A 13,117-nucleotide genomic window follows, 5' to 3' on the forward strand; every position below is an offset into this window, starting at 1 on the left:
GCCCGACTGGCGTCCGGGCGTCGTGAGCTCGTACCATTTGTTTTCGACGATTCGACGGTGAGGAGCAGGCATATGCATATGGCTATGGTGATCGGCGGCGGCGTGGTGCTGCTCGGCCTGTTCCTGCTGTTCGGAAAGCTGTGGGGCGGGGCTCAGCCGGACTATGCGCTCGCCGCCAAGTTTTTCGTGCCGGTATGGCTGGCCGTGACGTTGGTCAACATGTGGGTCGGCGTGACCAAGGCGGGCTATTCCGTGCGCGAGGAGCTGCCGATCCTCGGTCTGGTCTTCGCCGTGCCGGCCTTGCTGGCTCTGCTGATCGCCTGGCGCTTTGCGCGCTGACAAATGCGCGAAAGCCGCCTCCCGGAAGGAGGCGGCTTTCGGTCTTATCGCGCCGGGAAGATCAGCGCCCTTATCCGGCTAGTTCGCGACCGCCCGGATCGCCCGGCGCAGCTTCTCGATCAGCTCTTCGATCTGGCTCTCCGAGATGATCAGCGGCGGCGAGAAGGCGATCGTGTCGGCAGCGGTCCGCACCATCAGGCCTTCCTCGCGGAAGAGGCGGTCCATCGCTTCGAACGCTCGTTTGCCGACGCCATCGGCACGGGGCGCCAGGTCGACCGCGCCGACGATGCCGAGCGTGCGGATGTCGACGACGTTCGGTTCGCCCTTCAGGCTCATCACCGCATCGGCCCAGGCGCCTTCCATGGCGCGGGCCCGCTCGAACAGGCCTTCGTCGCGGTAGATGTCGAGCGTCGCCAGGCAGGCGGCCGCCGCCAGCGGATGGCCGGAATAGGTGTAGCCGTGGAACAGCTCGATGACGTTGTCCGGGCCGCCCATGAAGGCGTCGTAGATATGCTTGCGCACGATCACGCCGCCCATCGGCACGGTGCCCGAGGTCACGCCCTTGGCGAAGGTGATCATGTCCGGGATCACGCCGTAGCGCTCGGCCGCGAAGGCGAAGCCGAGGCGCCCGAAGCCGGTGATGACCTCGTCGAAGATCAGCAGGATGTTGTGCTTGTCGCAGGTCTCACGCAGGCGCTTGAGATAGCCTTTCGGCGGCGGCAGGGCGCCGGTGGAGCCGGCCATCGGCTCGACGATCACGGCGGCGATGGTCGAGGCATCGTGCAGCGCGACGATGCGCTCGAGATCATCGGCGAAATGCGCGCCGTAATCCGGCTCACCCTTGCTGAAGGCCTGCTTCTCGCGGTCGTAGGTATGGGCGAGGTGGTCGACGCCGGTGAGCAGCGAGCCGAAGAACTTGCGGTTGTTCGACATGCCGCCGACCGAGATGCCGCCGAAGCCGACGCCGTGATAGCCGCGCTCGCGGCCGATCAGGCGGGTCTTGGCGGCCTTGCCGGAGATGTTCCAATAGGCGAGCGCGATCTTGAGCGCGGAGTCACCCGCCTCCGAGCCCGAGCCGGCGAAGAAGACATGGTCGAGATCGCCCGGCGCCAGCGCCGCGATGCGGGCGGCGGCGGCGAAGACCTTCGGGTGGCCGTACTGGAAGCTCGGCGCGTAATCGAGGTCCCGCGCCTGGGCCTGGATCGCCTGGATGATCGGTTCGCGGGCATGGCCGGCATTGCAGCACCACAGGCCCGCCGTGCCGTCCATGACCGGCTTGTTGTCCGGCGTGTAGTAGAACATTCCCTCGGCGCGCGCGACCATGCGCGGGTTCTTCTTGAACGACCGGTTGGCGGTGAACGGCATCCAGTAGGCTTCGAGGTCGTTCGGCGTGGCGATGGCGGAGGATGCGGACGTCATTCGAGACCCCTGTGGATTAACCTTGGTTAAAGCTAGCAGGAGCCAGCGGCCTGTAAATCGCCATCATGGCGCCTCACGGCTGCGTCCTGCGGATGGCGGCTCGAACCCGCCTGCGGGTGACGTTAGGTCGCTAATGGCGTAAACTCCCCGCGTGGGGGGTAAGAAAAGACAGCTGAACGGGCCCCGATGACGGAAGACGCAGATGATCCTGGACGGCTGGATGTCCGAGCCGCGGCGATCATTCGCGCGGGCCTCGACCGTGTCCTCGTCTCGGACGCCTTTCGTGCGGCTCCCCAGCTTTCAGCCTTCCTGAGCTTCGTCGTCGAACGCACGGTCGAGGGGCGCGCGGCCGAGCTGAAAGGCTATACGATCGCGGTCGAAGGCCTCGGCCGCCCTGCCGACTTCAACCCCCAGCTCGATCCCATCGTTCGCGTCGAGGCCGGCCGGCTGCGGCGGGCGCTGGCGCAGTACTATACCGGTGACGGCCGCGGCGACCCCGTGCAGATCTCGATGCCGGTCGGTGGCTATGTCCCGGTCTTCACATGGTTTGGCGGGGAGGGCAGCCGGATTGCAGACGAAGCGGCCGATGAGGCGCAGGAGCCGGACCGGCGCACGGCGCGCCGCTGGACCGGCTTGACCCTTGCCGCGTTGGCACTGGGGCTGCTCGCGCTGAGCTGGTGGTATCTGAGGCCGTCGCGCGAGCCAGCTCAATCCGCGGCGTTGAGGCCTGCGGTGACGGAGCAGGCTGCCGCACCGCAGTCCGAGGCTCCGTCGGCGTCTTTCCTCGTGCGCGTCGCGATCACGAATCCCAGCCCGCCGTCCGATCCCAAGCTGGCCGATGTCGTGCGCCGCTTCTCGGCGCTTCTCGTCGACGCCATGGCCCGGTTCGATGATATCGTGACGATCAAGGCGCCTCTCCCCGGCTCCAACTGGGAAGACGAGGTCGACTATGCCATCGAGATCGACGCCCAGGGACTGGACGGTGGGGCGGTGGGGCTTGCCCGCCTGCGCTCCGTCCGGGACGGTCGCATTGTCTGGACAACCTCGTCGAGCCGCTCCTCGCTCGCGACGCTTCAGGAGAATGATCTCGCCGAGATGGCGCGGCGGCTGGCAACGCGCTTGACCGAGCCTTTCGGCATTATCCCCGCCGATGCGCGTCAGCTTCCCCCGTCTCCGGCGATCCGTTGCATTTTGAAGGCCTTCGACGCGCGCCGCGCGATGGTGCCCGAAATGTATCTGGCGGCTCGCACCTGCCTGGCCCAACTGGTCGAGCAGGATCCGGGCTTTTATCCGGCCTGGGCCCATCTCGCGATCATAACGCTTGGAGAATATGCTGCCGCTGCTCCGCAAGGCACCGCCCCGCAGGAATACGCGGACAATACCCGGCCGCCGCTCGATCGCTCGCTCGCGGCGGCCTTGACGGCGGTCCGCCTCGCGCCGTCGGGAGCGCGGGCCTACCAAGCCTTGATGAACGTGCTGCTGCTTCGCGGCGCGACCGACGAGGCGATCCAGATGGGCCGCGAGGCGCAGGCCCGCAATCCCTATGACCCGGAGATCATGGCCGATGTCGGCGCGCTGTATGTCCGGCTCGGTCGCCCGCTCGACGGGCTGCCCCTGCTGGAGCGCGCCACCTCGCTAAGCGTCGCCCGGCCGCCGCGCTACGATTTCTACGCGTTCCTCGGCGCTTATCTCCTGGATGCGGGGAAAGCCTCGGAAAGCCATGCCGCGATGCTGGCCGCGGATACGAGCCAGCTCAGCCTGCTCGGTCAGGCGCTCAGGGCGGCCGCGGAAAACGATCCGGAGAAACAGGCCAGGGCGATCGCTCAACTGGTCGAGATATCTCCGCTTTTCGGGCGGGATCCCCGCGCTTTTCTCCAGCGGAGGGGATTCGCAGCCTCGGTGATCGATCGGATCCTCACCGCGCTCGATCTGAACAAGCCATAGAGCAAGACGGCAGGACACGGCCGGCGCGCTGGCCTGCTGTGGCGGAAATGAGGCGCTTGGCTCGCATAACCGCGCCGGCAAGGGTAATCTGCGGCGCAAGACCGTGATTCGTTTCCCTTCCGATTTTCAACCCTAGCGCGAGCGCTGCCGTGGCACCTGCCCGCCTGAAAGCCCTGCACCCTCTCGCCGGCGCCGTGACCGGCCTGTCGGCCGGCGCCGCGGTCGCGATCCTGCTTCCCGGCGGGCTCGGAGTTGCGCTCGGCCTGCTCGCGTCCGGCGCCGGTTGCATGCTGGCGATGCACGCCTTTGAGCGTCGCGGTCTCGCCCGGCACGAGCAGGCCATGGCCGGGCTCGGCGAGGTCAAGGTCCGGCTCGCCACCAACGCCATCCGCCTGGATGCCCTGTCGCAGCGCGTCCAGCAGATGCCGATGCGCGATGCCGATGCCGCGCCTGCGCGCGCGGCCATCCATGAGCTGACGGCCGAGGTCGGTCTGCTCGGCGACCTGATCCATCAGGTCGCGACGACGCTTGCCGATCACGAGACTGTGCTGGCCCGCCTGCCCGAGCCCGCTGCCGCGCTTCCCGCGCCGGTGCCGGAGGTGGTGCTCGATCCGGAAGCGGTGCGCCGGGAACGGGCCGAAAAGCTTGCTGCAGAACGGGCCGCCGCCGCCGCAGCGGCGCGGGAGGAGGCGGAGGCCGAACGTGCGGCCCTGATCGGCAGGGCGCTCAGCGAAGGCGGGCTTGAGGTCCATCTGCAGCCGATCGTCTCGCTGCCGCAGCGCCGGACCTGCGGCTACGAGGCGCTGGCGCGCCTGCGGCTGGACGAGAACACGCTGCTGCTGCCCCACGAGTTCATCGAGACGGTCGAGGCGCGTGGCTTCGGACCGACGCTGGATGCGCTCGTCCTGACGCGGGCGCTGGCGATCGCGCGCCATCTCGGGTCGAAGGATGGCGGAATCTTCGTCTCCTGCAATTTCAGCAACGCGACCTGGACGTCGTCGCGGGCGCTGGCTGCCTTGACCCGCATCCTCGACAAGTACCGCGAGCACACCGGGCATCTGGTCATCGAGATGCCGCAGGCGGTCTTCCGCGAACTCGACCCGACCAGCCTCGGCCTGCTCGGCGCGATGTCGGCGAACGGTGTGCGTTTCGCGCTCGATCAGCTCGTCGACCTGCGCGTCGATCCGCGCGCGCTGTTCGATCGCGGCGTCCGCTATGTGAAGGCGCCGGCCGCGCTGCTCCAGGCCCATCTCGACGGCCGGGTCCAGAGCGATATCGACGCTGGCGATCTCGCCGCCATGCTCGCGCGCGTCTCGATCAGCCTCGTTGCCGATCAGGTCGAGGACAATCCCGCCGCTGCGGACATGATCGAGCTCGGCGTCACGATGGGGCAGGGACAGGCCTTCTCGCCGCCGCGTCCGGTCAAGCCCGAAGTCTTCGCCGAGCCGGAACCTGTGCCCGCGGTAACGGTGCCGGCCGAGCCGGCCCGACCGCCGGAAAGCATCGTCGATCGGTTGATCGGGCAGGATCGGGTCGCGCAACAACCCTCAGCCGGCATGTCCGGGCCGGCCGCGCAGGAAGCCCGTCCGGAGCGGCTGCCCTTCCGATCCGTGCTGCGCCGCGCCAGCGCCTGACGCACGGCGGCTCCCTGCGCTCTCCGGTTCCGCTTCCGGCGAATCCCGTCTAGATCAGGCCTTGTCGACGGGCGAAGCTCGCCCTTGCCATGCAACCGCCGGAGATCGAGACAGTGTCGCCATCGGGGATCGCTTCCACCCTTCCGCTTACCGGTTTCTCCGAGGTCGCGGATCGCTTCGATCTCTGCCTGTGCGATGTCTGGGGCGTGGTCCATAACGGCGTCGCCGCCTATCGCGACGCCGTCGCCGCCCTGATGCGGATGCGCGAGCAGGGCATCAACGTGGTTCTCGTCACCAATGCCCCGCGCCCGGCCGATGTCATCGTCGGTCAGCTCGACGGCTTCGCCGTGCCACGCGAGGCCTGGGATGCGATCGTCACCTCCGGCGATGTCTGCCGGTCGCTGATCCGCGAGCGCGCCGGCCAGCCGGTGTACCGGCTCGGTCCCGACCGCGACCTGCCGCTGATCGCCGGGCTCGACGTGCGCGAGACCTCCCCCGAAGAGGCGGCCTATGTGCTCTGCACCGGTCTGTTCGACGACGAGAAGGACACGGCGGCGACCTATGCCGATCTGCTCGCCGGTTTCGCCGCGCGCAATTTGCCTCTGATCTGCGCCAATCCCGACCTCGTCGTCGAGCGCGGCGGGCGCATCATTCCCTGCGCCGGCTCGGTCGCGCTCGCCTACGAGGAGATCGGTGGCCGGGTGATCTATGCCGGCAAGCCGCACCGTCCGATCTACGAGGCGGCGGTGGCCGCGGCCGAAAAGGCGCGCGGCGCTTCGATTCCCCGCGACCGGATCTGCGCCGTCGGCGATGCGATCCGCACCGATATCGCTGGCGCCGACGCCTTCGGTGCGGCCGGCATCATGGTGCTGGCCGGCATCCACGCCCAGGATCTGATGGAAGCCTCATGGGAGGAGCGTCACGGCTGGTTCGGCCGGCAGATGCATCGCCCGGCCTATGCGATGCCGCATCTGGTCTGGTGAGGAAGGGGGAGCACCGCCGTCATTGTCGGGCGGAGCGAAGCGCAGACCCGAGAAGCTCCGTCAGGATAGGGCGCCTTCTCGTCCTGAGATGCTCGGTTCAAGCCCGAGCATGACGGTCCTTACGCCGCCGCGCAGACCGATTCGATCTTCGTCTTCAGCGTCTGGGCGTTGAACGGCTTGACGATGTAGTTGCTCACGCCGGCCTTCTTGGCGGCAACGACATTCTCTGTCTTCGATTCGGCGGTGACGATGATGAACGGCGTTTCCGACAACGCCGTCTCCTCGCGGACCTTCTGGAGCAGCTCGAAGCCACTCATCGGCTCCATGTTCCAGTCGGAGATCACGAGGCCGTATTTCTTGTCGCGCATCTTCGAAATGGCCGCCGAGCCATCCGAGGCGTCGTCGACATTCTCGAAGCCGAGCTGCTTCAGCAGGTTGCGGATGATGCGGACCATCGTCTGGTAGTCGTCGACGACGAGGATCGGCATGGATGGATCGAGAGCCATTCTGATGCTCCAGGCATAACGGTCACGGTGCTGGGAGATACCAGCGCCGCGCCGCTTGTCTGAGTGATAGCCGTGCGGCCTTGCGAACCGGTTAATCTGATTGCGAACTGACGCAAGGGCAGCACGGTGCGCTGCACCAAAGTTCAATTGCGTTTATGTTGCGGTTGCGAGAAGTTTAACCGGATCGCAGACAGGAGGGCGCAGGCCCGCGGGCCGCGCGTGATCCATGGCCGTTCAGCCGATGCCCGGCGGGCTCTACACCGTCCACGCCTTCGAGGACCTGGCCGTCGGCCGGAGCGAAAGCCTGATGCGGACCGTGATGGAGCGGGACGTCGCGCTCTTCGCCGAACTGTCCGGCGATGCCAATCCGATCCATCTCTGCGACCATTTCGCCGCCAATACCAAGTTCGGCCAGCGCATTGCCCATGGCATGCTGACGGCGAGCCTGGTCTCCGCCCTGCTCGGCACGCGCCTGCCGGGGCCGGGCGCGGTCTATCTCTCGCAGACGCTGACCTTCCTGGCGCCGGTCAAGATCGGCGACGTGGTCACCGCCTGCGTCGAGGTCGTCGAATTGGTGGCGGAACGCCGGCGGGCGCGCTTCTTCTGCGAATGTCTCGTCGACGGCAAGGCCGTGATGGAGGGCGAGGCCTGGGTCGCCATGCCGCCGAAGCCGCGCGGATAAGGCTTCCAGTCGACGCGTTGGCCTTGACGCCCCGCCGGCCTTCGCCGCAAAGACGGTCATCGCTCCATTGTCAGGGGCAGGTGGACGTTCCCGATTCATGCCATCCAAAGCCGATGAGCCGCAGCGCCTGGAGCCCGCGGCCGTGGTCCTCGACCTCGACAAGCCCGTTCCCGATGCCTTGCGCGGCGCCGTCCTGGCGCTGGGTAATTTCGACGGTGTCCATCGCGGCCATGCCGAGCTCGCGCGCGGGGCCGCCGCCATTGCCGGGGAGCGCGGCACCCGGCCGGCAGCCTTCACCTTCGAACCGCATCCACGCAGCATCTTCCGCCCCGAAGAGCCGGTCTTTCGCCTGACCTCGCCGCAGCTCAAGCTCGAAGGGTTGACAGAAGCCGGCTTCGCTCAGGTCTTCGTCCTGCCCTTCGACCGCGAGATCGCCGCGATTCCGGCGGAACAATTCATCGATGACCTGCTGATCGGCCGGCTCGGCGCCGCCGGCCTCGTCTGCGGCTATGATTTCCATTTCGGCAAGGGCCGGACGGGTTCGCCGGAGATGCTGCAAGCCCATGGGCTCGCTGCCGATATCCCCGTCGCGGTCGTGCCGCCCTATTCCTGGCAGGGCGAGCCGGTCTCCTCGACCTTGATCCGCACGGCGCTGGAAGCCGGCGACGTCGCGCGCGCCGCGGAATTCCTCGGCCGGCCCTGGCTGGTGCGCGGGCTGGTCACCCATGGCGACAAGCGCGGGCGCGAGCTCGGCTATCCCACGGCCAACATGCAGCTTTCCCGCGATTGCAGGCTGCGCCACGGCATCTATGCGGTGCGCATGAAGATCGACGGCGTCTGGCATGACGGCGTCGCCAGCTTCGGCCGCCGCCCGACCTTCGACGACGGCGCGCCGCGGCTCGAAACCTTCGTCTTCGATTTCTCCGGGGACCTCTACGGCCAGCGCGTCGATGTCGCCTTCGTCGACTGGCTGCGCGGGGAGGAGAAGTTCGATTCGCTGGAGGCTCTGATCGTCCAGATGGATGCCGACAGCGCCCGCGCACGCGACATTCTGGCGGGAACGCCGCCCTTCCTTCCGTAGGCCGGGCCTGCTAGAAGCCCCTCATGCTCGCCAAACGCGCCTTGTCGATCGATCTGTCCCGGCGAATTACGGGCCCGGCTGCCGCCTCGCGCTAGACAAGCGCGGGCGCTTGCGCAGTCCGGGTTGAAGACCGCTTTTCCCGTTTCAAGTGTGGACGCCCGAGACCTGTCCGGTCCGCCGTCCCGACTGTCCGAGCCGGATGATGACCGACAAGACCAGCACCGCCAAAGCCGCCGAGACCGCTGCCGACGGCTTCGACTATTCGCAGACGCTCTTCCTGCCCCAGACCGAGTTCCCGATGCGCGCCGGCCTGCCGCAGCGCGAGCCGGAACTGCTCGCGCGCTGGGCGAAGATCGACCTTTATCGCAAGCTGCGTGAGGCCGGGCAGGGGCGGGACCGTTTCGTCCTGCATGACGGCCCTCCCTATGCCAACGGCAACATCCATATCGGCCATGCGCTGAACAAGGTGCTGAAGGACCTCGTCACGCGCTCGCAGCAGATGCTCGGCTATGATTCCAACTATGTGCCGGGCTGGGACTGTCATGGCCTGCCGATCGAGTGGAAGATCGAGGAACAGTATCGCGCCAAGGGCCTGAACAAGGACGACGTTCCGGTCGTCGAGTTCCGCAAGGAATGCCGCGCCTTCGCCGAGCACTGGGTCGATGTCCAGCGCGAGGAGTTCAAGCGCCTGGGCGTCGAGGGCGACTGGGCCAACCCCTATCTGACCATGGCCTATCCGGCCGAGGCGCAGATCGCTCGCGAGATCATGAAATTTGCCGAGACCGGCCAGCTCTATCGCGGCTCCAAGCCGGTGATGTGGTCGGTGGTCGAGAAGACCGCGCTGGCCGAGGCCGAGGTCGAGTACGAGGAGCACACGAGCGACACGATCTATGTCGCGTTTCCGGTGCAGTCTTTCGCTGGGCCGAGCGAGAGCAAGGCCGAGAATGCGGCTTTGGAGATGGCACTTTCCGGGGCGTCCGTTGTCATCTGGACCACCACGCCTTGGACGATCCCTGGCAACCGCGCGATCGCGTTCAATCACAAGCTCGACTATGAGATTTATCGCGTTACCGCTGCGGCGGAAGGCAATTGGGCGAAGTTGGGCGCGAAATATATCCTCGCCAGAAACCTCGCTGATAGCGTGTTCAAGGCAGCCAAGGTCGAGGGCTTTGAGTCGCTCGGGAGGGTCCCTCCGGGAGTTCTTGAAAGCTTGAGCGTCGCCCATCCGCTGCGCGGCCGCGGCTACGACTTCGTCGTTCCGCTGCTCGATGGCGACCATGTCACGGATGATGCCGGCACCGGCTTCGTCCACACGGCGCCCAGCCATGGCCGCGAGGACTTCGACGTCTGGACAGCGAACGGCCGTCAGCTCACCGAGCGCGGTATCGAGACCCGCATCCCCTATACCGTCGACGCCGATGGCCGCTTCACCAAGGAGGCACCGGGCTTCGAGGGCGCGCAGGTCATCACCGACAAGGGCGACAAGGGCAATGCCAACGACGTCGTCATCAAGGCGCTGGTCGAGGCCGGCACCATCATCGCGCGCGGCCGCCTGAAGCATCAGTATCCGCATAGCTGGCGCTCGAAGAAGCCGGTGATCTTCCGCAACACGCCGCAATGGTTCATCGCCATGGACAAGCCGATCGGCGAGGCCGGGGCGCCGAATGCGGCCGATCCGCAGCCGGTTGCCGGCGGCAATGCCGATACGCTGCGCAACCGCGCGCTGAAAGCGATCAAGGAGACGGAATGGGTGCCCGCCGCCGGCGAGAACCGCATCACCGGCATGATCGCCAACCGACCGGACTGGGTCGTCTCGCGCCAGCGCGCCTGGGGCGTGCCGATCACCGTCTTCGTCGAGAAGGAGACCAAGGACATCCTCGTCGATGCCCGGGTCAACGCGGCGATCGCCGAGGCCTTCGAGGCCGAGGGCGCGGATGCCTGGTTCACCGATACGGATGGCGCCCGCTTCCTCAAGCCCTTCGGCTATGATCCCGCGCAGTACGAGCGCGTCACCGACGTGCTCGACGTCTGGTTCGATTCGGGCTCGACCCATGCCTTCACGCTGGAGAAGCGGGCCGACCTGCGCGCCCGTCGCCGCGGCGATGGCGGCAAGGACCGGGTGATGTATCTCGAAGGCTCGGACCAGCATCGCGGCTGGTTCCATTCGAGCCTGCTCGAAAGCTGCGGCACGCGCGGCCGGGCGCCCTACGACATCGTCCTCACCCACGGCTTCTGCCTGGACGAGAAGGGCGAGAAGATGTCGAAGTCGAAGGGCAACGTCACCGCCCCGCAGGACATCATCAAGGACTCGGGCGCCGATATCCTGCGCCTCTGGGTCGCGGCGGCGGATTATTCCGACGACCTGCGCATCGGCAAGGAGATCCTCAAGACCTTCGTCGAGACCTATCGCAAGCTGCGCAACACCATGCGCTGGATGCTCGGCACGCTCGCCCATTTCAGCGAGGATGTCCGCGTCTCCGATCCGCAGACCATGCCGGAGCTGGAGCGGCTGATGCTGCACCGCCTCGCCGAGCTTGGGCCGCAGGTCGAGGAAGCCTACCGCACCTATGACTACAAGAAGGTCGTGTTCCTGCTCTCGCAGTTCATGAACACCGAGCTCTCGGCCTTCTATTTCGACGTGCGCAAGGACGCGCTCTATTGCGATCCGCTCTCCAGCCATGTCCGCAAGAGCGCGCTGACGGTCGTCGACCATCTCTTCCGCTGCCTGACGACCTGGCTCGCGCCGATCCTGGTCTTCACTGCCGAGGAAGCCTGGCTCGATCGCTATCCCGACCAGAAGGCGGGCGAGGGCTCGGTCCATCTCGAGCGCTTCGTCGCGGCCAAGGCCGAGTGGCTCGATCCGGAGCTGGCCGAGCGCTGGGCCAAGATCCGGCGCGTGCGCCGCGTCGTCACCGGCGCGCTCGAGCTGGAGCGCGCGGCCAAGCGCCTCGGCTCCTCGCTGGAAGCGGCGCCGCAGGTCTTCGTCTCCGACAGCGATCTCCATGCCGCCTTGTCCGGCGCCGATCTCGCCGAGATCTGCATCACCTCCGGCATCCGCATCGAAAGCGGCGAGGGGCCGGCGGAGGCCTTCCGCCTGGCCGACGTGCCGGGCGTCGCGGTCGTGCCGCATCGTGCGGCCGGCATCAAATGCGCCCGCTCCTGGAAGTATTTCGACCCGACGACGGCCGACAAGGCTTATCCGCAGGTGACGCCGCGCGATGCCAAGGCCCTGAAGGAGCTGGGAGTGCGCGCCTGATGACGCCCGCCCGCCGCCTCGGCTTGATCGTCGTCCTGGTCGTCTTCGTCGCCGATCAGCTCCTGAAGTCGTGGCTGCTCTACAGCGTCCGGCTGGCGGAGAACGGGCCGTATGATCTCACGTCCTTCCTGACGATCGTCCTCGCCTGGAACCGCGGCATCTCCTACGGGCTGTTCCAGCAGGGCACCGATCTCGGCCGCTGGTTCCTCGTCGTCATTTCCTTCGTCGCGGCCGTCTGGCTCTGGCGCTGGATGTGGCGCGAGCCGCAGCGTTTCTCCGTGTTCAGCCTCGCGCTGATCATCGGGGGCGCGCTCGGCAACGGGGTCGACCGCGCCGTCTATGGCGCGGTGGTCGACTTCGTCCATTTCCACTGGGGCAGCTTTAGCTGGTATATCTTCAACATCGCTGACGTTGCGATCGTTGTCGGAGTGCTCGGCCTGCTATATGAGTCCTTCCGCCCGACCGTGGAAAAAGCAGCTTAATGACGGTCTCGCCATTGTTTTGCCGTTCGTCTGGGGTTTGAGACGGGGCGAGATTGTCCGAAGGGAGTTTTGACATGGCCAAACGCATCCGCGTGGCTCATCTGCTCATCGCCGGCGGGCTTGTGCTCGGGGCGCAGCCGGCCTTCGCTCAGGAAGGCTCGCTCATCTACAACTTCATGCAGGGCGTCTTCGGCAAGGGAGAGGGGGGCGATATCGACTATCGCGCCCGTGCGCCGCTGGTCGTGCCGCCGAACTCGACGCTGCCGCGTCCGCAGCAGGCGGCCAGCGAGCGCAATGCCGCCTGGCCGAGCGATCCGGACGTCCAGCGCCGCAGGGATGCGGCCAACCCGGCACCTTACGAGGAGCCTCTCGGCCTGAAGAACATCGCGCGCATGTCGCCCGAGGAGATTCGCCGCGGCCGGACGACGCGTGCGCCGGTCGGGCCGCGCTTCGCGGAAGACGACAACAACTACAACAACATCATCAAGCCGATCGTGGTCGGGCGCGAGATGGCCGCGCGTCAGGCCAAGGTCGACGAGAACGCCGTGACCTACGGCTCCGAGCCGCCGCGCCGCGCGCTCACCGAGCCGCCGACCGGCTATCGTCGCCCGGCTGGGACGGCGCCCGTCGGTCCGGGCGCGCGTGGCCCGGTCGAAGACAAGCAGTCTGCAGGCATTCGCGAATTCTCGACCGGCCGCATACCGGTGATCGAGTAATCAGCCGGTCTCGGCGAAAGCGATCACACGGGTCTGCCCCAGGCTCCGGTCGCCCCTTGCCGAAGCAGGGTCGCC

Annotated in this window: 11 protein-coding genes; 9 read left to right on the forward strand and 2 right to left on the reverse strand. The window is 67.0% G+C overall.

All coding sequences use genetic code 11. The annotated features are described in order from the left end of the window. The first annotated feature begins 72 nt into the window (after positions 1–72). Positions 73–339: a hypothetical protein gene (locus ACFJGT_RS04135; RefSeq protein WP_377846159.1), complete on the forward strand. Its 267-nt coding sequence runs from the start codon at positions 73–75 to the stop codon at positions 337–339. Positions 340–417: 78 nt separating this feature from the next. Here ACFJGT_RS04135 and ACFJGT_RS04140 read toward each other — a convergent pair whose 3' ends face one another. Continuing rightward, a complete protein-coding gene (locus tag ACFJGT_RS04140; protein ID WP_377846162.1) occupies positions 418–1,758 on the reverse strand; it encodes an aspartate aminotransferase family protein in 1,341 nt (446 codons plus the stop codon). Positions 1,759–1,944: 186 nt separating this feature from the next. Between ACFJGT_RS04140 and ACFJGT_RS04145 the strand changes: the two genes are divergently transcribed. From ACFJGT_RS04145 to ACFJGT_RS04155, 3 genes are all read left to right on the forward strand, one after another. Beyond that, positions 1,945–3,702, forward strand: a complete 1,758-nt coding sequence (locus tag ACFJGT_RS04145) for a hypothetical protein (protein ID WP_377846164.1) — start codon at positions 1,945–1,947, stop codon at positions 3,700–3,702. A gap of 149 nt (positions 3,703–3,851) precedes the next feature. Continuing rightward, positions 3,852–5,336 carry an EAL domain-containing protein gene (locus ACFJGT_RS04150; RefSeq protein WP_377846166.1) on the forward strand — a complete coding sequence of 495 codons (1,485 nt, stop codon included), beginning with the start codon at positions 3,852–3,854 and terminating at the stop codon, positions 5,334–5,336. A 113-nt stretch (positions 5,337–5,449) separates the two neighbouring features. Beyond that, a complete protein-coding gene (locus tag ACFJGT_RS04155) occupies positions 5,450–6,319 on the forward strand; it encodes a TIGR01459 family HAD-type hydrolase (RefSeq protein ID WP_377846168.1) in 870 nt (289 codons plus the stop codon). A gap of 119 nt (positions 6,320–6,438) precedes the next feature. Here the strand turns inward: ACFJGT_RS04155 and ACFJGT_RS04160 are convergent, their stop codons facing one another. After that, positions 6,439–6,825: a response regulator gene (locus ACFJGT_RS04160; RefSeq protein WP_257732403.1), complete on the reverse strand. Its 387-nt coding sequence runs from the start codon at positions 6,823–6,825 to the stop codon at positions 6,439–6,441. Between the two features lie 226 nt (positions 6,826–7,051). Here ACFJGT_RS04160 and ACFJGT_RS04165 point away from each other — a divergent pair, with 226 nt between their 5' ends. The 5 genes from ACFJGT_RS04165 (at position 7,052) to ACFJGT_RS04185 (ending at position 13,042) form a co-directional block, all read left to right on the forward strand. Next, positions 7,052–7,507 carry a MaoC family dehydratase gene (locus ACFJGT_RS04165; RefSeq protein ID WP_377846171.1) on the forward strand — a complete coding sequence of 152 codons (456 nt, stop codon included), beginning with the start codon at positions 7,052–7,054 and terminating at the stop codon, positions 7,505–7,507. A 97-nt stretch (positions 7,508–7,604) separates the two neighbouring features. Continuing rightward, a complete protein-coding gene (locus ACFJGT_RS04170) occupies positions 7,605–8,588 on the forward strand; it encodes a bifunctional riboflavin kinase/FAD synthetase (protein ID WP_377846173.1) in 984 nt (327 codons plus the stop codon). Positions 8,589–8,790: 202 nt separating this feature from the next. Beyond that, positions 8,791–11,844, forward strand: a complete 3,054-nt coding sequence (ileS, locus tag ACFJGT_RS04175; RefSeq protein ID WP_377846175.1) for an isoleucine--tRNA ligase — start codon at positions 8,791–8,793, stop codon at positions 11,842–11,844. Then, complete coding sequence (gene lspA, locus ACFJGT_RS04180) at positions 11,844–12,326, forward strand: signal peptidase II (RefSeq protein ID WP_377846176.1); 483 nt, start codon at positions 11,844–11,846, stop codon at positions 12,324–12,326. Before ileS ends, lspA begins: the two co-directional genes overlap by 1 nt. Positions 12,327–12,400: 74 nt before the next feature. Then, positions 12,401–13,042, forward strand: a complete 642-nt coding sequence (locus ACFJGT_RS04185) for a hypothetical protein (protein ID WP_377846178.1) — start codon at positions 12,401–12,403, stop codon at positions 13,040–13,042. Positions 13,043–13,117 lie beyond the last annotated feature (75 nt).

This window comes from Allobosea sp. UC22_33, assembly GCF_042700715.1.
In the GTDB taxonomy this organism is placed as follows: Bacteria; Pseudomonadota; Alphaproteobacteria; order Rhizobiales; family Beijerinckiaceae; genus Allobosea.

Excerpts from the sequence above, each read along its gene's own strand:
- ACFJGT_RS04170 (WP_377846173.1), top strand. The coding sequence starts at position 7,605 with ATGCCATCCAAAGCCGATGAGCCGCAGCGCCTGGAGCCCGCGGCCGTG.
- ileS (WP_377846175.1), top strand. The coding sequence starts at position 8,791 with ATGACCGACAAGACCAGCACCGCCAAAGCCGCCGAGACCGCTGCCGAC.
- ACFJGT_RS04160 (WP_257732403.1), bottom strand. The coding sequence starts at position 6,825 with ATGGCTCTCGATCCATCCATGCCGATCCTCGTCGTCGACGACTACCAG.
- ACFJGT_RS04145 (WP_377846164.1), top strand. The coding sequence starts at position 1,945 with ATGACGGAAGACGCAGATGATCCTGGACGGCTGGATGTCCGAGCCGCG.
- ACFJGT_RS04165 (WP_377846171.1), top strand. The coding sequence starts at position 7,052 with ATGGCCGTTCAGCCGATGCCCGGCGGGCTCTACACCGTCCACGCCTTC.
- ACFJGT_RS04135 (WP_377846159.1), top strand. The coding sequence starts at position 73 with ATGCATATGGCTATGGTGATCGGCGGCGGCGTGGTGCTGCTCGGCCTG.
- ACFJGT_RS04185 (WP_377846178.1), top strand. The coding sequence starts at position 12,401 with ATGGCCAAACGCATCCGCGTGGCTCATCTGCTCATCGCCGGCGGGCTT.
- ACFJGT_RS04140 (WP_377846162.1), bottom strand. The coding sequence starts at position 1,758 with ATGACGTCCGCATCCTCCGCCATCGCCACGCCGAACGACCTCGAAGCC.
- lspA (WP_377846176.1), top strand. The coding sequence starts at position 11,844 with ATGACGCCCGCCCGCCGCCTCGGCTTGATCGTCGTCCTGGTCGTCTTC.